This is a genomic window from Methylobacterium sp. J-048 (assembly GCF_022829515.1).
Lineage (GTDB): Bacteria > Pseudomonadota > Alphaproteobacteria > Rhizobiales > Beijerinckiaceae > Methylobacterium.
The window spans coordinates 1-17,774 of sequence record NZ_JAKSYL010000250.1 but is presented as its reverse complement, the minus strand read 5'-3'; the positions used below and the strand labels follow the sequence as shown (position 1 = coordinate 17,774).

Annotated in this window: 19 protein-coding genes; 12 read left to right on the top strand and 7 right to left on the bottom strand. The window is 62.0% G+C overall.

Annotated elements, in window-relative coordinates:
* The first annotated feature begins 17 nt into the window (after nucleotides 1–17).
* Complete coding sequence (locus MKL09_RS32265) at nucleotides 18–1,616, top strand: restriction endonuclease (protein ID WP_244024755.1); 1,599 nt, start codon at nucleotides 18–20, stop codon at nucleotides 1,614–1,616.
* A gap of 118 nt (nucleotides 1,617–1,734) precedes the next feature.
* Nucleotides 1,735–3,570, top strand: coding sequence for a DUF4209 domain-containing protein (locus MKL09_RS25205; RefSeq protein WP_244024754.1), 1,836 nt, complete (start codon nucleotides 1,735–1,737; stop codon nucleotides 3,568–3,570).
* A gap of 102 nt (nucleotides 3,571–3,672) precedes the next feature.
* Here MKL09_RS25205 and MKL09_RS25200 read toward each other — a convergent pair whose 3' ends face one another.
* From MKL09_RS25200 to MKL09_RS25185, 4 genes are all read right to left on the bottom strand, one after another.
* Nucleotides 3,673–4,434, bottom strand: a complete 762-nt coding sequence (locus MKL09_RS25200) for a hypothetical protein (protein ID WP_244024753.1) — start codon at nucleotides 4,432–4,434, stop codon at nucleotides 3,673–3,675.
* A 183-nt stretch (nucleotides 4,435–4,617) separates the two neighbouring features.
* On the bottom strand, nucleotides 4,618–4,896 hold the full coding sequence (locus tag MKL09_RS25195) for a hypothetical protein (protein ID WP_244024752.1): 279 nt from the start codon (nucleotides 4,894–4,896) through the stop codon (nucleotides 4,618–4,620).
* Nucleotides 4,889–5,125 carry a hypothetical protein gene (locus tag MKL09_RS25190; RefSeq protein ID WP_313901206.1) on the bottom strand — a complete coding sequence of 79 codons (237 nt, stop codon included), beginning with the start codon at nucleotides 5,123–5,125 and terminating at the stop codon, nucleotides 4,889–4,891. Before MKL09_RS25190 ends, MKL09_RS25195 begins: the two co-directional genes overlap by 8 nt.
* A gap of 143 nt (nucleotides 5,126–5,268) precedes the next feature.
* Nucleotides 5,269–6,453 (bottom strand): restriction endonuclease, encoded by a 1,185-nt coding sequence (locus MKL09_RS25185; RefSeq protein WP_244024750.1) that lies wholly within the window; start codon nucleotides 6,451–6,453, stop codon nucleotides 5,269–5,271.
* Nucleotides 6,454–7,216: 763 nt separating this feature from the next.
* Here MKL09_RS25185 and MKL09_RS25180 point away from each other — a divergent pair.
* On the top strand, nucleotides 7,217–8,134 hold the full coding sequence (locus MKL09_RS25180) for a hypothetical protein (protein ID WP_244024749.1): 918 nt from the start codon (nucleotides 7,217–7,219) through the stop codon (nucleotides 8,132–8,134).
* 98 nt (nucleotides 8,135–8,232) lie between these two features.
* Here MKL09_RS25180 and MKL09_RS25175 read toward each other — a convergent pair whose 3' ends face one another.
* On the bottom strand, nucleotides 8,233–9,012 hold the full coding sequence (locus MKL09_RS25175) for a phage antirepressor N-terminal domain-containing protein (protein WP_244024748.1): 780 nt from the start codon (nucleotides 9,010–9,012) through the stop codon (nucleotides 8,233–8,235).
* A gap of 111 nt (nucleotides 9,013–9,123) precedes the next feature.
* Nucleotides 9,124–9,345 (bottom strand): helix-turn-helix transcriptional regulator, encoded by a 222-nt coding sequence (locus MKL09_RS25170; RefSeq protein ID WP_244024747.1) that lies wholly within the window; start codon nucleotides 9,343–9,345, stop codon nucleotides 9,124–9,126.
* A 306-nt stretch (nucleotides 9,346–9,651) separates the two neighbouring features.
* Between MKL09_RS25170 and MKL09_RS25165 the strand changes: the two genes are divergently transcribed.
* The 9 genes from MKL09_RS25165 (at nucleotide 9,652) to MKL09_RS25125 (ending at nucleotide 16,383) form a co-directional block, all read left to right on the top strand.
* Complete coding sequence (locus MKL09_RS25165; RefSeq protein ID WP_244024746.1) at nucleotides 9,652–9,924, top strand: hypothetical protein; 273 nt, start codon at nucleotides 9,652–9,654, stop codon at nucleotides 9,922–9,924.
* Complete coding sequence (locus MKL09_RS25160) at nucleotides 9,921–10,511, top strand: hypothetical protein (RefSeq protein WP_244024745.1); 591 nt, start codon at nucleotides 9,921–9,923, stop codon at nucleotides 10,509–10,511. Before MKL09_RS25165 ends, MKL09_RS25160 begins: the two co-directional genes overlap by 4 nt.
* Entirely contained in the window at nucleotides 10,508–10,831 is a 324-nt protein-coding gene (locus MKL09_RS25155) for a hypothetical protein (RefSeq protein WP_244024744.1), read from the top strand. The genes MKL09_RS25160 and MKL09_RS25155 overlap by 4 nt, the downstream gene beginning before the upstream one ends.
* Nucleotides 10,828–11,025: a hypothetical protein gene (locus MKL09_RS25150; protein ID WP_244024743.1), complete on the top strand. Its 198-nt coding sequence runs from the start codon at nucleotides 10,828–10,830 to the stop codon at nucleotides 11,023–11,025. The genes MKL09_RS25155 and MKL09_RS25150 overlap by 4 nt, the downstream gene beginning before the upstream one ends.
* Before the next feature lie 162 nt (nucleotides 11,026–11,187).
* Nucleotides 11,188–11,409: a helix-turn-helix transcriptional regulator gene (locus MKL09_RS25145; protein ID WP_244024742.1), complete on the top strand. Its 222-nt coding sequence runs from the start codon at nucleotides 11,188–11,190 to the stop codon at nucleotides 11,407–11,409.
* A gap of 5 nt (nucleotides 11,410–11,414) precedes the next feature.
* Nucleotides 11,415–12,065 carry a helix-turn-helix transcriptional regulator gene (locus MKL09_RS25140; protein ID WP_244024741.1) on the top strand — a complete coding sequence of 217 codons (651 nt, stop codon included), beginning with the start codon at nucleotides 11,415–11,417 and terminating at the stop codon, nucleotides 12,063–12,065.
* On the top strand, nucleotides 12,062–12,373 hold the full coding sequence (locus MKL09_RS25135) for a hypothetical protein (RefSeq protein WP_244024740.1): 312 nt from the start codon (nucleotides 12,062–12,064) through the stop codon (nucleotides 12,371–12,373). Before MKL09_RS25140 ends, MKL09_RS25135 begins: the two co-directional genes overlap by 4 nt.
* Nucleotides 12,366–14,600 carry a DUF6371 domain-containing protein gene (locus MKL09_RS25130; protein WP_244024739.1) on the top strand — a complete coding sequence of 745 codons (2,235 nt, stop codon included), beginning with the start codon at nucleotides 12,366–12,368 and terminating at the stop codon, nucleotides 14,598–14,600. The genes MKL09_RS25135 and MKL09_RS25130 overlap by 8 nt, the downstream gene beginning before the upstream one ends.
* A gap of 1,582 nt (nucleotides 14,601–16,182) precedes the next feature.
* The gene (locus tag MKL09_RS25125; RefSeq protein WP_244024738.1) at nucleotides 16,183–16,383 is read left to right on the top strand and encodes a hypothetical protein; all 201 of its coding nucleotides are present in this window, start codon (nucleotides 16,183–16,185) and stop codon (nucleotides 16,381–16,383) included.
* Between the two features lie 276 nt (nucleotides 16,384–16,659).
* On the opposite strand, the gene MKL09_RS25120 is transcribed toward MKL09_RS25125, so the two are convergent.
* The coding region (locus tag MKL09_RS25120) for a hypothetical protein (protein ID WP_244024737.1) at nucleotides 16,660–17,774 on the bottom strand (1,115 nt) is incomplete at its 5' end.

Sequence of the window (17,774 nt, the reverse complement as noted above, 5' to 3'; positions counted from 1 at the left end):
ACGACTGGAGGAAAGCTGTGGCTCGAAGCTTCGTCAGCACTCTCAACAGGATGGCGAGAGAAGCCGATAGGGCGCGCAGAAATCAGGAACGTGCCAAGGAGCGCTATGCCCGCGCAGCCGCGCAGGAGGCGCGATTGCAGGAGCGCACCGCTGCCCAAACGGCTCGCCAGTTGGACAAGCTGGAGCGCCAAGCCTACCTCGAAGCGCGGCAGGAAGAAGCGCAGTCCGAGAACGATCTGATCGCGCTTCAGATTGAGGAGTTGGACGGCATACTGGGGGCCGCGCTATCGACCGATCTGACGGTGGACTTCGACGCTCTGCTGAAGCACGTGTCGGATGGTGACCTCAACAAAGACGTGTCGCTCAGGCTGACCCCCGTCCCGCCGCTAGATACGCTGCTGCCCGCGCCGCTCGGCTTCTTCGGACGCTTGATGCCAGGATCGCAGGGACGCCATCGACGTCTGGTGGAGCAGGCTCAGGCGTCCCACCAAGCGCTCTTAGCCGACCTCGAAGCGGTTAAGCAGCGGCGCGCCACGGCGCTGGCGGACCTACAAGCCGAGACTGATCGCCACAATGCTGAGATCATAGCTCTTCGGGACGCATATCGAGCCGGGGACGCGGAAGCGGTTGTCTCGTACTTCGAGGCCGTATTCCAGCGTTCTGAGTATCCCGACGGCTTCCCGCAGGAGCACAGCATCGCCTTCGCCCCGGAGTCCAAGCAGCTCGTCGTCGATTACGAAATCCCCGCGATCGACGAGGTGGTTCCCACCGTCGAGAAGTACCGTTACGTCCGCTCGAACGACGAGATTGTCGAGACCAAACGCAGCGAGAAAACGCGGCAGGCGCTCTATGTCCAGACGCTGGCACAGACCGCGCTGCGCCTTTTGCACGAGGTCTTCGACTCGGATGAGGCGCAGGTGGTCGAGAACGCTGTCGTGAGCGTCTTCGTCTCGACGATCGACCGCGCCACCGGCCGACCGATCCGGCCGTGCCTCATCTCGGTCCGCGTGTCAGCCGAGCAGTTCGGCCAACTCAACCTTGATCGCGTCGAGCCAGCCACCTGCCTGAAGCAGCTCCGCGCCCACGTCTCGGGCCACCCGTCTGAATTGGTGGCGGTGAAGCCGATCGTCGACATCAACATGGTCGACCACCGCTTCATTCAGGAAGCGGACGTGCTCTCGACCCTCGACAGCCGGCCGAACCTAATGGAGCTGACACCCAGTGAGTTCGAGTCCTTGATCACCAATCTGTTCGAACGCATGGGTCTCGAAGCGCGGTTGACGCAGGCGTCTCGCGACGGCGGCGTCGATTGCGTCGCCTTTGACCAACGCCCCATCTTCGGTGGCAAGGTCGTGATCCAGGCCAAGCGCTACAAGCACACGGTTGGGGTGAGCGCCGTGCGCGATCTCTACGGCACGGTGATGAACGAGGGCGCTTCGAAGGGCATCCTCGTCAGCACCAGCGGCTACGGCAGGGCCGCGTTCGAGTTCGCCAATGGCAAGCCGATCGAGCTTATCAGCGGCGGTAATCTGCTCTCCCTCTTGGCGGAGCACGCTGGCATCGAGGCGAAGATCCAAGCACCGGACGGATGGGTGGATGCCATGCCCGACGTGTGACGCTTGGACTAACTTGAGCGGTTGCCGTCGATCCTTATGCCTTTCGCCACTTGTCGGGACCACCCTTCTCGGTGTGGCGCACCCGCTCGACGTCCAGCGTGCAGACAAGGTGACGCCGATGGATACAGATAAACTTCAGCTTGCTTCCGACGATGATTTTAAATCAATAGATTTTGAGCATAAGATATCTAATTCAAAAACTGTAAGCCTCCATGATATATGTGCGCAATTTCGGCAGGCCATGTCTGAGGCAGAGGCCTTGGGTGAAAGCGTTGCCTACCGGGTTTATCGTGTTCTGTTCGAGGTAACCTCATACTACTTCAACCCTGACGATAAGGCCGAACCATATTCTCCCATGATGCAGATGGATGGCAAACGGTCGGCCATACCCTCCGACTTTTCGAGGGAACAGTCGCGGGTTTTGGCTTCCATCGGATCGCAGGTGAAACACAGTGCTGTTCGTGCACGCCTCTCGGACGTCGGCTGGCTGGCCGATCGCCGCAATCATCTCGCGGCGACAACGGCAATCGAGGCGTTTGTCGATACCGTCGAGGAGATGATGGCGGGTCGCCTCGCCCCCGAGGCGGAGGAGCCCACGTTCCGTTGGCATGACGCCAGGAGGTTCCTAGCCCGAGCCCTCGTCATCGGCCGCGCGAGCGGATGGGACAAGCCTGCCGTCGCCCGAGCGAAAGCGGTCCTCGCAAGCTTACGCGCGGATGCGTTCCGGGTAGGCGATCAGGGAGCATTCGCGGGCTACGCAGCCTTAGATCTGGCGCAGGGTGTGAGCGACACGGCACAGATCGCGACCGAAGCCGAAGCCATGGCTGCGTCTACTGAGGGCAGCCCATATCAGACGGCCGAGTTCTGGATGATGGCGGCGCGAGCGCACCAACGCTCCCGAAACGAAGAGGCGGCGGCCAGGTGCCAGATTGCGGCTTCGGAGGCGCACGTACGCTTCGCAGAAGCGAGCCCCGGGTCGGCGCTCATGGCGACCCATCATCTGACCCACGCGATCGAGCTGCTGCGCGGTGTTCCCAAGCGTCTGCGTCCACCCGGCCGGGTCGAAGCGCTGGGTGCAAGCCTCGTCCGCCGTCAAGCCGATATTCGCGACGAGATGGCCACCGTCACGCGGCCAATCGATCTGGGCGACATCGTCGAACAAACGATTGCGGCGTTTAAAGACGCATCCCTATCCCAATGTTTAGCGCGATTTGCGACCCTGGACAATGTGATCGCCCGAGTAGATCTTGAAAAGCAAGCTCTTGAGCAGGCGCGACAATCGCCGTTCGCCTCTATATTTGCTGGCAGTCAACATGATCGAGAAGGCAAAGTGGTAGCGAGAACTGGCAGCTCTGATTTCGCGGCGGCGCCAGAAGGGGACGCGCTCAAATCAGAAATCTCGCGGCGATTGGGCTTAGACAGGCACATAATCGTACCCGGCTGTATAGAACCCGCGCGCATGTTCATCCACAATACGCACTCGATCGCAGCGAACGACCTTGCGCCAATACTGTTTCATAGCCCGTTCGTTCCGGAGGATCGAAGGCATACCTTCTCGGTCGGATTTCAGAGGATGTTCGCCGGCGACTACATGTCTGCCGCATACTTTCTGATACCGCAGATTGAGAACTCGATCCGGTACCTGCTGAAGCAGGCTGGACAGGATGTGTCGATCATCAACGCAAACCAGACGCAGGAAGATATCGGTCTATCGGCGTTGCTGGGACGTCTCCGACCTCAACTGGAGAACGTTGTCGGTCAAGACATAGCGTTCTACCTCGAAATGCTCTTCGATTTTCGCGGAGGACCCAACCTCAGGAACACGATCACGCACGGGCTCATGGATGACGATCAGTTCTGGTCCATCGATACGCGATACGGCTGCTGGTTTGTCTACTTCCTTACTTGCGCATGCCTGTTGCCGCATTGGAATGAAGTCTTTCGGGATGAGTGATAAGCGCGCCCCTGGTGAGATTGCTCTAGGCACTCGGTTGCAGAACCGTCTTTGCCAGTAGGTAAGCCAACGCGGCCCAGTGTGGCCACTACCCAGCCAGCGTCAGTGCTTCACGACACAAATCCGCACGCCCGGCTGCTTGGCAATCCCCTCTTGAAACTCATTGACATCTCGGATCTCTCCAAGGTCATAGACACAAAACAGAATATCGGCGTACTTCGACAGATAAGCAGGAATATCCGCGCTCATTTCCTCAATACACTTTGAGACGTGCGCTCTTTCTCGAATAAGCTTGACCTCAAGAGCTGTTCCAACCGTCGGAAAAATGAAGTCAGGTATGAATTCCTTGCCTGAAAACTTAAACTTTCCTGTTTCACGATCATAGTCAACCGCCTTTTGATAGCCGCGACCTACAAGTAACGTCTCGATAGCGTTCTGGATTTCAACTTCTCGATCCGGGCGCGCGAATATAACTTTCCGCAGATTTGCGGACAATAAATCTTGTAGCTCAGACAGAGATGCGGTCTTACCTGTATCGAACTGTATCAGCAAGGCATCCATCGTTAATACATCAACATAGATCATATCAAAGATTTCTTTTTGGACGGGCCAAAGCGTGTCCATAGAACTTTTGATTTTTTCGAGATTGTACATCGTTGGCGTCGGGTCTTTGGTTGTCGTTATATATAAAGCTGCCATTTCGTTGTACGATTTAGCGTAGCTCTTGAAGGCGACCCATTTCGCGTGGTCCGGCGTCGTTCCAGCCATCACGGCTTCCATCGCACGCCGAAGCGCCCCTACTCTTGCGGAGAGCCCCCGTAGGACGCGGACAGCTTCTCTCGATAAGGGCGCGTCACTGGTCATAGCTACTTCACCGGGAGGAAAAGCCGGTTTATCGGACCGGCCGCCGGGAGAAACGTCGGCCTGATCCTCCGGTTCGGTTCCGTAGGCTCACGCTCGCACATGCCAATCGCCGCGCAGCTTTCCGGGGCGTTTGAGGCGTGGACAGGACGCTGCCGGTGGCCGACGACGGCTCAGCCGGTCGGGCTATCGTCGTCCCGCATGCTCGCACAGCCATTCCTCGATCGACAGCACAGCTTCCGACAGGAGCCCGGATCGCCGATCAAGGGACCGGTCGATGGCCTTGCGGTCCCAGCTAATCGTGCCGGTCATGGCCTTCGGCACGATGCCCCGGCGCACCCAGTCGTCGAAGGCGGGGAGGGACTCGCAGCCACAGTACTCGGCCGCCTGCTCGCGCGAGAGCATCCTGGGCAGCAGGCCGAGGGGAAGGCAGATCTTCCTGCGCGTCTCGGGCGTTTCACTCACGTCCAACTCCTCGCCGCGGACGCACGCCGCCAGTCCGAGCGTCAGCACCAGGTCCCCGTTGCTGCACGGGATCGCGCAGCTCGCAGTCGGCATGGTGGTAGCGGTCGAGGAACGCCCGCACCGCCGGCCAGTAGCGGCCACCGAACATTACGTCGACCCGGGGTAGGCCGCTGCGCTCCAGCACCACCGCCAGCCCCGGCCACACCTTCGCGCGCTTGGGCCCGAGCACGAGCCTGGCGATCTCCGCCTCGTCGGGGAACAGGCATGACGGCTCGATTGGGCTGCCGCGCGGGATCGAGACCATGCCTTAGCGCTTTGCCGCTTTGCCGATGTCACGCTTTATCGACATGTCGCGATGGCAGTGCATCTGCGCTACCGTAGGCCGAACTCGGCGATCAGCGCCGGGCGAGCGGCCAGCAAGCGCTCCAAATGGCTCTCTGGCCATATCTCGATCCGGGGTTGGGCCGCTCGCTCGTTGTGCTGCTCGACCCACTGCACGGCATCCGTGCTGAAACGGCCGGTGGTCGCGATGATGAGCACATCGGCCCTTGGATTGGTCCAGAGGGCTATCTGATCCTTGGTCGCTCCGACATCGATCGCCGACACGCTCTTCGAAGGCCAGTGCTTGCACTGGATGAAGACGCGCTCGCGCCGCGTGCCGGAGAGCGGGTCGGTGATGACGCGGGTGACGGAAACGTCGCGCCCGCGGTCAGGTGCGTTCGTCCGCGTCAGCCATGCGGCGTTCTCGTACCCAGGCTGGTCGCTGACCAGCGTGTAGATCAGGCGTTCGAAGCCCTCCGCATCGAGCTTGGTCCAGTCGAGCTTAGTCAGGATCGGCCCGCGCGGCTTCGCGGCTACCAGCTCTCCGAGGTCCGTGGCGGCCACCGGCACCGGTTCGTTGGCCCCGTACAGTCCCTTGCGAAGGCCAGCCTTCACGACCGGCCAGTCGGCCTTCCTGATGTCGTTCAGATCGGCAACCATGCCGAAGCTGAGGTGCCGCCGGAGATAGCCCCATCCGGGCGGCTTCTCCACGCTGCTGCCGAGCAGGACCTCGATCTGGTTGGCGAGCCCGCGCAGACGCTGCCACTCTGGGCGCGCCCCCAGTTCCGTATAGGACGGCAGATCCGTGTCGACCGGCTCGATGCCCTGCAGGCACGTCTCGAACTCATCTATCACGCCGAGGAGCGCGTCCCGGATCAAAGCACGACGCTTCTGGTCGAGGCGGAAACGGTACTCGCCGATCTGCCGACCCTCGGACCAGAGCGCGGCCTCGAACCGCGCCGTCTCCAACGGCTCATCCAGCTCCAGGAGGTCGATGCGGGTGGCAGCGACACCGTCGAGGTCCGGTGGGCACAGATTGGGCTTCCAGCCGTCGATCGCCGGAAGCGCCCGCAGCACACTGTCGAAGGAGCGGGCGCGACCCTCGTACTCAGGATTGTGGTCGAGCGGCACGGACGCGGGAAAGAGCGCCTTCAGCTCGTCCCAGAGCCGCTGCAGCTTGAGAAGGTTGGCCTCGGTCGCCTCGAACTGCTTCAAAGCATTCATGATCGGGCTCATGGCACCCTGTTCCCAGCTGAAAAATGGGCTTGATCCAGCTCTGATATCGCGGCTCGGCCGGCCTTACCTGTACCCAGAATAGAGCCTGGATACAAAGTGATGATGGATCGCTGGACGAAGTGCAATCCTGTACCGGTAAGCGTAGCCCGATCACATCCTTTCACGTTTTCCAAGCTGTCGTCTAAATCTCTGCCTCGGATCGACCGACTTAGAACATTGATATGTCTATCGCGTCGCGCATACCATCTTGACGCAACAAAATCTATATTCGAACAATCATCAATATCTCATTGAACGGCGATCTGGTATATGCTCCGAACATTGAACGATAATCAATGTTGCCTCATCGCAACACAAGCGAACGCGATACTACGGAGTTCGTGAATTTGGTTGCCGGTCACGACCTCTTAATTCACGTTAACTGCTGGGTGCCAGACGCCTCTCGGGCACCACAAGTTAAATGGACTTAGCGCTTAGGAGCAGGTGAACAATGAAGCACCATGTCTTCGCCGCAGTATCAGTTTTTTGTGTCTCAGTTTGCGCTTCAGCCAAAGCAGAATGCCCCAATAATCCCGTCTGCAATCCGCCAAAGCAATGCGTAGGTAGTCCAGGGCATCGTAATTGTATCCCACAGTTTCGAGTTGGTCCGGACGGTTCTGTTATGATTTTGTCTCCCGCAACGCCTGATGAACTGATTGAGATCGGATCTGCAGTAAAAAACAAGTCGGAAATTGTAAAGTAACAACTAATGTGCGTAGGATCTATGAAAAAAATAGGCATCAAAATCGCTCTTATGGGCGTACTCGCAGCCTGTGTATTGTCGGGATGCGGCACATACGCTCCTTCTATATCGGAGGTATGGGAACCAGCCGAGATCACAGACGATTTAGTCTATCGTATAAAGAAGAGTATTTACTGCGAATTGCGTCTCGCCACAGTGCAGTACGGAAACGGTGAAACCATTGGTCGTAGTGGACCTACATCACCACTGCCAGATAATTGGGGAGCGCAGCTTAATCTGTATATCACTGCCGACGAAACTGGAGCACTTAATCCAAGTATTTCCTACAATAGAATTATTCATAATGCAAATATTCCTCGCGCTTCTCCGTACGGTCAAAGTTTCAGCCTTCCTTTCACGGGCGTATTGTCTTCGCAAGCAGTCAGAAAGGACACGTATTACTCATTCTTCACTATGAAAGGCCTTAAGCAGCCAATCACGGATGACGACACATCGTGTGGTGAATACAGCAAATCTGACCCCAATGATCCGAATATCTATCCCCTTGATCGCCGAGGATCATCGTACTTCTTGTCAGGAAATGTCGGGATTGCTCGCTGGATGAGAGGTGCCCTGATGGCTCAAGACGCTATACCATCTTCAAAGACTCCTAAGAGCTTATCCTCGAAAACTGATATTTTGCAATATGATATAAAATTTATTGTAATTACATCTGGAACGGCCAATCCGACTTGGAAGCTGGTAGATCTTTCGACCGGTGGCGGAATGCCCTTAGCTTCTTTAAATAGAACGCGCACTCATGAGCTTTTGCTTACTTTGGGGCCTGTAGAGGCTGCTAAAGAAGGAGTGAGGCCGTCGCAGCAGGCTCAGGGGGTACATCTGTCAGGAGAAATCTACTCGGCCGTAGCGAGCGGCCTTCGTTCCGCGCTCATGCCGTGAACCTGGCTGACGGTGGCCGCCTGCCAACGCCCGTAGCCTAGGCCATGTTCTAGAGCCTTATGGCTATACCGCTCTCACTCTTTATCGACATGTCGCGATCAAGATACGACCAGCGCGACCGTGATCCGCGTCTCGCCCGAGTGGCGGCGCTCGATCCGCACCCCGCGTTGGGCGAGCTGCGGTGTCAGCCGCTTCACCGCCATGCCAACCGCCTGCGCATGGCTTGGCCAACGTGGATCACTCAGGTGGGCCGCGCTGGCGATCTCGCATAGCGCGGCGTGCAACTGCGTCGCTGTTCCAGTCCACGGCCCCTGCTCCCGGGCCAGCGTCTCCAGGGCGGCAGCCACAGGATCGGGTAGAACCAGCGGCTCGGCTACCGGCAGACCGAGGCGCTGATAGAGGGCGAAGGCGTGGGCTGGGCCCTTCATGGCCTGCATCCGGGCCACGAGGTTGAGCTTGTGTTCCTCGGCCCGGAGGTTGCGCTCCTCAATGGCCTCGGGGGCGGGGGCATGGATAGGCCGCTCGGCCGCGCGGGGCCCGAGGAAGCGGTCCGCCAGGGTCTCGTAGCACTCGCGCTTGTAGGCGAGGACATCCTCGCGCAGCTCGGGCTTCACCTGATTGACGCCGATACCGAACAGCCATCCGTTGATGAGGCGGAGGGCGAGGCAGACGGTCTCTTGGTCTCCGCCGGGCGAAGGTATGCGTATTTCACGCATACCTTCGATGAGGATTGGGTCTCGCTTGATCCGCTCAAGCTGGCCGTTCCATGCCAACCCGAACCGCTGGCAGATCGGCTTCACGGCGACGAACACGCCGTCCGGCTCCTCGACCGCGAACAGGGTGTCTCCTCGAAACTCGACCGTGGTGAGCTGTTGCACGTTACACCTCCCGTGAAGGTGGCCCCATAACAGGGCTACCTTGGTTCGAGCGGCCGGCACGACACCTTCGGAAGCAACAAAGGGGATACCATCACGGTATCCCCTTCAGCCTCAAGACCGCTGGCGCGGCTGCACGCCCCCGCTGTCCAAGAACTCCACGCCAGCCTCTTCGAGCGCGCTCCGAATAGCGTTGAGGGTAGCGACGATAGGCGTCGCTCGACCCACCTCGAAGTTGCGGACGGTGCCGATGCTGACCTGTGCCGCCTCGGCTAACTGGACTTGGGTCCAGTTGAGTAGCCCTCGTGCGCTCCTGGATTGCGCCGCCGTCAGCATCGACCCTACTGCCCTATAGTGGTTTGCGTCAATCTTTGCGCGAACCGCTGGACAGCTTACCACTGCTTTGGGTAAGGGTTGGTGGATCGCATCAATCATGCGGCGAACCTACACCTGTTCGAGGAACCGCGCCACGAAAACCAGTGGCGGGCGGACGGGGAACCTATGTCTGTATTCCAGAGGAACTAGACTTGGTACCCTGGCCCTCAAACCGGGCCGAGACTGACAACCGCGAAATCTGACGGCGCTTCGTCAAGCAACGCTTTAGGTTTCGACCGAAAAACATCTAGAGAGGAGTGACGCGAAATGCAAGGCTTTCGCGAACGGGAAACCGTTGCCCAGACTCATGAAACTGCCGAGGGACGGTCCCTTGCGGACATCATCGCCGACATGGAGCCGGCCATCTCGGATCTGGAGCGCTGGGGCGGCATAGTCGAAGCCCTCGGCACCATCCCGAGCACCCTTGATCCGATGCGGCTGTACGTCGTCGGCAAGGCGATTTCCCTCGTGGCCTCGGTCGTCCGGAAGGACTGGGAAGAGGCCTTCAACCTCGCCGTGACCGGGGGAGGCGGCCGATGATCGCCCTCGTCCGCCCACTCGATGCGGCCGAGGTCAAAAGCGCGCTTCAGGACCTCGCCGGCATCGCGTCGCTGCTTATCGACGCCTCGCATTCGCGCGACCCTTCGCAACGCGGTGTCGAGGCCGCCGCCCGCTTCATCGAGGAAATCCACTCCCGGCTCGTCATGGCCGTAGGCTTCCAAGACGGGCTCCCTATGAGCATGCCCCTCGCCCGTCGCGGCTTCCTGCGCGGCCTCACGACCCTGCCCCTCATCGGGGGCGGCGTCACCCTGATCGGCCAGCCCTCGGCGGCGGCCGTGCCGGTCACCTCCGGCCTGCTGGCGACCTATTCGGCATGGCTGCACTACGAGCGGATGGCGCTGAACTGTTCGGCCCTCTGGCCAGAGCCGAGCAAGTTCGTGCCGGGCGACAACCCTGGCTTCAAGTTCCACGATGACAGCCCTACCGGCTGGGTCCGGGAGGGTGTCGAGGCGCAGCGGCGGGCCGCCATCGTCCTGGCCGCGGTCGGGTGCCCTCTGACCTCGCCCGAGGCCGAAGCGGCGTGGTCGCTGACCTTCCGCCCCTCGACACGGGAGGCGCGGTCATGACCGGCTTCCTCCAGCTCGCCACTGTCGACGGCCAGCGCGTCGGCTCCGCCGCCGTGGGGATGCCAAGCCCCCCGGTCCCAGCTGAGACGATGAGGTTTCTGTGCGAAATGCGCTGTCTGGAGGGCTACCTGCGCGAGGCCTCCGACGCCGCCGCGCTCCTCGCCAACGAGTGCGGAGAGAACCCCGCCGTCGCCGAAGGTCTGGCCCTCAAGGTCTCGCGGGACCTATCGCTCGCGCGGAAGGTGAACCTCGAAGCACAGCGCCTCGTGCCGCATCTCATCGGTCTCGTGCTTGTCGAAGTCGAGCCAAGCAATCCGTGAAGTGGCCGCCGCCCTACCTCCCGCCTCGGTTCGAGGACCTCGACCTGGTGGACGATGCCGACCGGCGCGACCTGGTGGCCGCGGCGTACTGGACCTTCGATGAGGCCACGGCCCGCGCCCTGGCCGTCACCCTCGGCGTCGCCTTCGAGACCTGCCGGGAGGCGATCGAGCGGCTGGGCCGCCGACCGTCGTGACGCCCATGCACAGATCGGTGCGCCTGTCCGTGGATCGTCAGCCGATTTCTCGGGGCCTTCGATCCATGGACCGCGGCCCCGCACATTTCGCGGGCCGATCCACGGACAACGGAGCCACCACAAGCGACCATCAGCCATCGTGAACGACAGGACGTGAGCACGATGGCACGACACGACGACGAGGATCAGCTCCTCCCCGAGACCGAAGCCGCCCCGCGCTGCGGGGTCAAACGACAGACGCTGCAGATGTGGCGTCAGCAGCATCGCGGCCCGCCCTTCATCAAGGTCGAGGGCGCGGTCCGCTACAGCCGCCGGGCGCTGGAGGCGTGGCTCGCCGCGCGCACGGTGGACCCGAGCCCCGCCGACGGGGGAGCGCGCCCGTGAATAGCGTGCCCCCTATCACAACAGGCGACGCCCTCCTGACCGAGGCGCAGACCGCCGCGCTCATCGGGGTCTCGGCGAGCACCCTGCAAGCCAAGCGTCAGCGCGGGACCGGCCCGGATTTCGAGCGCGTCGGCAACCGCGTCCTGTACAACCCGCGCACGGTCGCGGCCTACATCCGGGCCCATAAGAACCATGGCGGCGACGGTCCCAGGCATCCAGGCCGCCCGCGCTTGCCGGGGCGCGTTGTCGAGCTGCTCGCGGCCGAGATCGCCAAGGCCCATGCCGGGCATCCCCGCATCAGCGCGACCAGGATGCGCCGGCTCATGCAGGCAATCGAGCCGCACGGGCACAAGCTCGTCCTCGAACTCTGCCCCCGGGCGAGCGTCCTGCCGAACGGGTCCGTGCGGCTCCAGATCACGCCGCACGACACGGTCTCGGTCGAGGAGCTGGGCCCGCACCGCTTTGATGTTCCCGTCGACTACGACCCCGCGACCACGAAATTCCGCTCGCGCCTCGCGGAGGGGCGCGGCTTCGACCGTCTCTGCGCCCACGTCTGGCGGCTCCAGGGCGGCGATCGGAGCATGGCGATCCTGCGGCTCCTGGCCCTGATCGGGGCCGCCTCCGTGGACGCGCTCGCCGAGGAAGCGGGCAGATGAGGCGGGGTCACCGCATCGCCTTCGCCCGGGTGGCGGCAGCGGCGCTCTCGCACGCCGAAGCCATCGTGACGCGCTGGCTTCCCGGCGGCCGGCGCGAGGGGGCCGAGTGGGTGGTCCGCAATCCGAGGCGCGGCGACGGCAAGCCCGGCTCTTTCAAGGTCAACCTGCGCAACGGCCGGTGGGGCGACTTCGCCACCGGCGACCGCGGCGGCGATCTCGTCGCGCTCGCCAGCTACCTGTTCGACCTGGACCAAGCCGAGGCGGCCGAGCGCGTCGCCGAGATGGTGGGCGTATCCGCGTATGAGTGATCCGTTCGCGCCGATCGCCGGCGGCCCCGCGCCCCGGCCCGAGAAGCCCCCGGCCTTCGTGCCGGTCCTGCCGGTGCCGTCCGACGCGCCCCAGCCGCCCAAGACACACCCGAGCCTCGGGGCGCCTTCGGCGACCTGGTCGTACCGGGATGCGGCCGGCAACCCGCTCGGTTTCGCCTGCCGCTTCAACAAGCCCGACGGCGGCAAGGATTTCCGGCCCCTGGTGCTGTTCCGTTCGGCAGCCGGCGGCCCCGCGAAATGGCGCTGGGAGGCGTGGCCCGCGCCGCGCCCACTCTACGGGCTCGACCGTCTCGCCGCCCGCCCTGAGGCTCCCGTGGTGGTCACCGAAGGCGAGAAATCCGCCGATGCCGCCGCCCTGCTGCTGCCGGACTACGTGGCAATCACCAGCCCCAACGGCTCGAAATCAGCGCCTAAAGCCGACTGGACCCCGCTGCGGGGCCGTACCGTCGTCATCTGGCCGGACGCGGACGCGCCCGGCATCGCCTACGCCGACGCGGTGCACGGCCTCGCCACGGCAGCGGGCGCGGCCTCCGTCGTCCGGATCGCGCCACCCATCGAGGCCGAGGGCAATCCGGGCTGGGATGCGGCCGACGCCCTGGCCGCCGGCTGGAGGACGGATCGGGTCCGCTTCCTCGTGGCCGGCGCGCGGTCGGCCGAGCCTACCGCAGCACCCGGGGGCGGCGCGGCGGAGCCGATCCAGCTCGCCGACCACCGCGCATCCAAGGGCTCGGGCAAGCGCAAGGCCAAGGATGAGGGCGAGGGCGGCGGCCGCGGCCCTGGCCGGCCACCCTGGCACGAGACCCTGATGGGCTACGCCGGCGACTTCGACCTTTGGCACGCCCCGGATCGGACCGCCTATGCGACGGTCCGGATGAAGGACGGCCATCGGGAGAACTGGCGCATAGACTCCGAGGCGTTCGGGCAGATGCTCACCCTGCGCGCCTACAAGGAAACCGGCCGGATCCCGTCGAAGTCGGGCCTGGAGGAGACGACGCGCCTCCTGATCAGCTTCGCCCGCGAGGACGGCCCCTGCCGGCGGCCGTGGCTGCGGGTCGGCGAGCGCGACGGTCGCCTCTACCTCGATCTCGGGCGTCCGAAATGGGAAGTGGTCGAGGTCAGCGCGCGCGGTGTCGAGATCCTGGAGGATCACGACCTGCCGTTCATTCGGCCCGAGGGCATGCAGCCGCTGCCTGAGCCGGAACTCGGGTCGGAGCGCGGCATCGAGGAGATGCGCCGCTTTGTCAACGTCGAGACCGAGACGGACTTCCAGCTCATCGTGATGTGGATGCTCTCGGCCATCCGCGAGGCGCGGGAGTACCCGCTCCTCATCCTCAACGGCGAGCAGGGCACCGGCAAATCGACCCTGAGCCGCCTGCTGCGCTCGATCATCGACCCGCACGAGATCGACATCTCGTCGGCCCCGGACGAGGACCGCGACCTGTTCGTGCTCGCCCAGCACGCGCACGTGCTCGCCCTCGACAACCTGTCGAAGATCGAGAACTGGATGAGCGACACGCTGTGCATCTTCGCCACCGGCGGCTCGCTGGCGAAGCGGTCGATGCACACGAACGCCGACCTCACCATCCTGCGCGCCAAGCGCCCGGTGATCCTCAACGGCATCCCGACGCTGGCCAACCGGCCCGACCTCGCCCAGCGGGCGATCACCGTGCGCCTGCAGCCAGTCTCGGCCGAGGTCCGCGCCACCTCGACGAAGATCGAGGCAGAGTGGCAGGACGCGGCCCCGCGCGTGCTCGGCACCCTCCTGGAGGCGATGTCGCGCGGCCTCCAGCTTGAGAGCGAGATCGTCCTCGACAAGCTGCCGCGGCTGGCCGGTTTCGCGCAGTGGTCGGCCGCCGTCGCACCCGGTCTCGGCTGGGACGGGGGCGAGGTCTATGACGCCTTCATGGCCAACCAGCGCCAGCAGTCCGACAGCACCTTCGAGAACGACCCGATCGCGCAGGCGATCCACCGCATGATGCAGGGCCTGACACCACCTGAGTGGAAGGGGACCGCGACGCATCTTCTCGAGGCGATCTCGCACCCGGACGTGACGCCCGAAGCCAAGACCCGGAGCCCAATGTGGCCGCGCACGCCGCAGATCCTCGGCAACGCCATGGATCGCATCGGGCAGGTCCTGCGCGATCACGGGTACGACGTCACGAAGCAGCACTCCGGCAGCACCTTCTACACGATCCGCGTCGTCTGACCGGCCGACGCACCTTGCCAATGGCCCGCGGCCTCTCCCGCCCCCGCGCCCCCTGACCTCTCCTGGGCCGCACCCTTCCATGCCAATGACGGGACGGGAGAGCTGCGGCCCTCCGGGCGCGGAGGGCTTGGCGAGGGCGGCGTGGGGATGATGTCGAGGGGCGGGATACGATGCGCTCGCGACCGCACCGATCGCCTTATGAGCAGGGGCGCAGCGGGTCCCTCCCCCGAGATCGGACATGCGCGGGCAATAGACGCCCGGGGTTCGCCAGCGGCAGTCCTCAAATCCTGACCTGACACACCTGACATGGAGACAGGCGGACCTGACACATGGGTCGCCCCCTGACACCTGGCGCTTCTCACCCCGGGTCCTTCCGGTTCGGTAGGTCATCACGCGCCGAAGGGTGGCAGGCTCGCGCAAGCCAGACGGTCGGGATCCTGAGGTGACAGGGGTGACAGGTTCGTGGTGGGCAGGTGACACCTCACGCCGCGCACAGAGCTGCGCGCTTGCAGGTCAACCGACGGCCCACCCCTGCCCTTTGGGTCCCTGTCGGTCGCTCCCGGGTCACGGCCTGTAAGAGCGTGGGGAACTTCCAGTAAGGCTGGATCCGCCGTTAGGGCTAACGAAGCTAACGGAGATGGGGGTCGAGGCTAACAGGCGACCGGTCCAGCCGGGCTATCAGGTTGGGAGCCGCCGGGGGCTCATGGGTCCCTCCTGGGCATTCCCTTTGTGCGGGGCGAGAGGTGGCGGGTCTCTTCTAGTGGCCCCATGTCCCAACCGATGCACAGGTCGGCACGGTTCCCGCTGCACGGGTCGCGCTCAGGTTGTAAGGACCTCTCGGCCGCGCACTCACGGGTCCCTCTTGGAGGGTTCGGCTCGCGGGTCGAGGGGTAGCGAACCTTATCCAGCCTGATTGTGGTTCGAAAGCCTCAACTCAAGTCGCACCTCAAGTCGGCGGCGCGGGTCTCTCCCAGGGCGACCTGCACTGCGGGACTATGGCTAGCGGCCCCTCTCCGGGCGAACCCCGACTTGAAAGCCGCAACTGCACGGTGTCCGGTTCCCGCAAGTCGACTTGCGCCGCGCTGGGCTCATGGCTTCGCGGAGCGTTCGTCCGCGCTCCGCCACGCGCCCTCGGCGAGGGGTTGGAGGGCTGGCCGCGGACGCTTTGGAAGCTTTTGGAAGGCTCAGCCTTCCAGCCTTCCAAGGGTTAAGCCGCTGATAGGTTTTGGATATCCGACGGCGCCGGAGGGCTGGAGGGCTCGATCCTTCCTTCTTTGACCTGAGAAAATAAAGAGAGGGGTAGCCGGAGGTCCCCGGAGGGCGTGCGGACAGGGTCGATCGGGGGACCGGGGGGATACTCAAAAACGGGGAATAATTAATAGGGGTAGGGTGTCTGCCCTCCAGGCCCTCCAATGGCGTCGCGGCCGCCGCATCTTCCTGCTTCTTCAATGCCTTGCCCGGAAGTTCACGGCCTCCAACGGGGTGCGCATGGGTTCCGTGAGCCTTCCAGGGTCTCCAACGCCACCAAGTCACGATTGCCGGTGGCTTCACGCGCTTGGGCAAGTCCCCGAGCCGACACCTCGTGCGGAAGCTCGGCGGGCAGGTGTTCGTCAATACCGAGGGCAAGAAGTGGCGCGGCCACATGACCAAGGTGAAGTCGGGGGTCTACATCCCGACCGAGATGACGAGCGGCGAGAGCCTGGCCGCCTTCGAGCGGGTCGCGCAGGCCGAGCTGCCGGCCGAGGCGGCGAAGGCGCTGTATGTACTCTTGTTGGGCAAGTGAACCTTACTTGATGAAGTATTGAAGCTGTTCACTGGCACGAGATAACGGCGGTCATGTTGGCCGCCATTCTGTTTGATCGATTTCAGGCAGGCTAGCACATATTTATATGACCAGAAGAAACCGAGCCGCTCGTCGCTGAGAGGAGGTATGCCGCTACGTTAGTTAATCCCTAACCATCATGCTGGAGAACGCGCAGGTTAGCGATGATCGCCGTTGAAATTGGGTGCCACCCTTCCCGATGATCCGGGGCCGCGATTACAATATGGAGGAATGATCTTATTTATTCAACGGATCGGCTATCGTCGTTGCGCTGGCAGGGGGCGTCCGTTTTTCGATTATGTCCTGAGCAAATGCCGATATTTCTTCATCAGCGGATTTCGCGAGAATTTTCAAACTCTCTGTTGATATAATCTGCTCCCCTCCATCGGTGAGTCTTTTTAGAACGTCTAGATTGACATAGGCAGAAAGGACAAGCAGAGCAAACAAGCGCTCTTGCTCCGTTTTTCCTAATAGCTGCTCTGAAAAGGCCTTTAACAGTTCGCCTTCTTTAACCTGCTGTTCATGTACAAATCGGATTACTGATAAGTATGTGCTATTGTCCGATGCTCCAGTTTCGAAGCCCAAACGTTGCAATTCTATTTTAATCCTGCGCTCCTCAATACTCATTTTGTTGTAATCGGCTTGCATACCCGCTCTATGTGCTCTGTCCGCCTGACGCCTGCTCTCTGCCTGTTCTAGTTTAGCTAGCTCAGTTCTCAAGTTTGCGTCCATATCGGCGAGGGATTTCCTGAGATTTCGATCAAGAGTGTTTTGATTTGCTGTGAGAATGCGAGTAGCTTCGGCTGACCCCACGTTTGACAAGCCAATCCATCCAGTTACGCAAGCAGTGATAATAACGCCAATCAATGCGATCCAAGCAGTCGCAGATGATCCACTGTCTGCTCCTTTCGGAAAACCTTCCAGCTTGATCGAATTCGGAATATTCAGTGTAACGGTCCCATTTGGCGCTGATGTAGTTGCGGTAAATTGACCATCTATCGGCAGCATACTTGGCTTTGGCGGCGATTGATCGGCTGTATTATCCGCTGCTGCGGATTTTGATTCGACCTCTGGTGCTTGCTTTGGTGGCAGAGGCGATGTTGTTGCTTTTACAGGCTCTTCCATTTTTTGTGTAGGCGCGACCTGTTGAGCAACCGCAGTTCCCAAATTTATCGACGTGGCAAACAGGACGAGCAAAACTGCAAGTTTCATCATTGCTCTCAGCGAGATGACACAAGGCCGCGAGGGTACAGAGCATAAATTCCCTCTAGCCTTAGTACAGTTTTCGGCCATCAGTGAAGCTCCATGCCGCGCTCTTTTTGCTCGGCAAGTGGACATGAAACGCCGATTTG

Coding starts and splice junctions, on each gene's coding strand:
- MKL09_RS25205 (WP_244024754.1), top strand. CDS start 1,735: ATGGATACAGATAAACTTCAGCTTGCTTCCGACGATGATTTTAAATCA.
- MKL09_RS25200 (WP_244024753.1), bottom strand. CDS start 4,434: ATGACCAGTGACGCGCCCTTATCGAGAGAAGCTGTCCGCGTCCTACGG.
- MKL09_RS25185 (WP_244024750.1), bottom strand. CDS start 6,453: ATGAGCCCGATCATGAATGCTTTGAAGCAGTTCGAGGCGACCGAGGCC.
- MKL09_RS25180 (WP_244024749.1), top strand. CDS start 7,217: ATGAAAAAAATAGGCATCAAAATCGCTCTTATGGGCGTACTCGCAGCC.
- MKL09_RS25170 (WP_244024747.1), bottom strand. CDS start 9,345: ATGCTGACGGCGGCGCAATCCAGGAGCGCACGAGGGCTACTCAACTGG.
- MKL09_RS25165 (WP_244024746.1), top strand. CDS start 9,652: ATGCAAGGCTTTCGCGAACGGGAAACCGTTGCCCAGACTCATGAAACT.
- MKL09_RS25160 (WP_244024745.1), top strand. CDS start 9,921: ATGATCGCCCTCGTCCGCCCACTCGATGCGGCCGAGGTCAAAAGCGCG.
- MKL09_RS25155 (WP_244024744.1), top strand. CDS start 10,508: ATGACCGGCTTCCTCCAGCTCGCCACTGTCGACGGCCAGCGCGTCGGC.
- MKL09_RS25145 (WP_244024742.1), top strand. CDS start 11,188: ATGGCACGACACGACGACGAGGATCAGCTCCTCCCCGAGACCGAAGCC.
- MKL09_RS25135 (WP_244024740.1), top strand. CDS start 12,062: ATGAGGCGGGGTCACCGCATCGCCTTCGCCCGGGTGGCGGCAGCGGCG.
- MKL09_RS25130 (WP_244024739.1), top strand. CDS start 12,366: ATGAGTGATCCGTTCGCGCCGATCGCCGGCGGCCCCGCGCCCCGGCCC.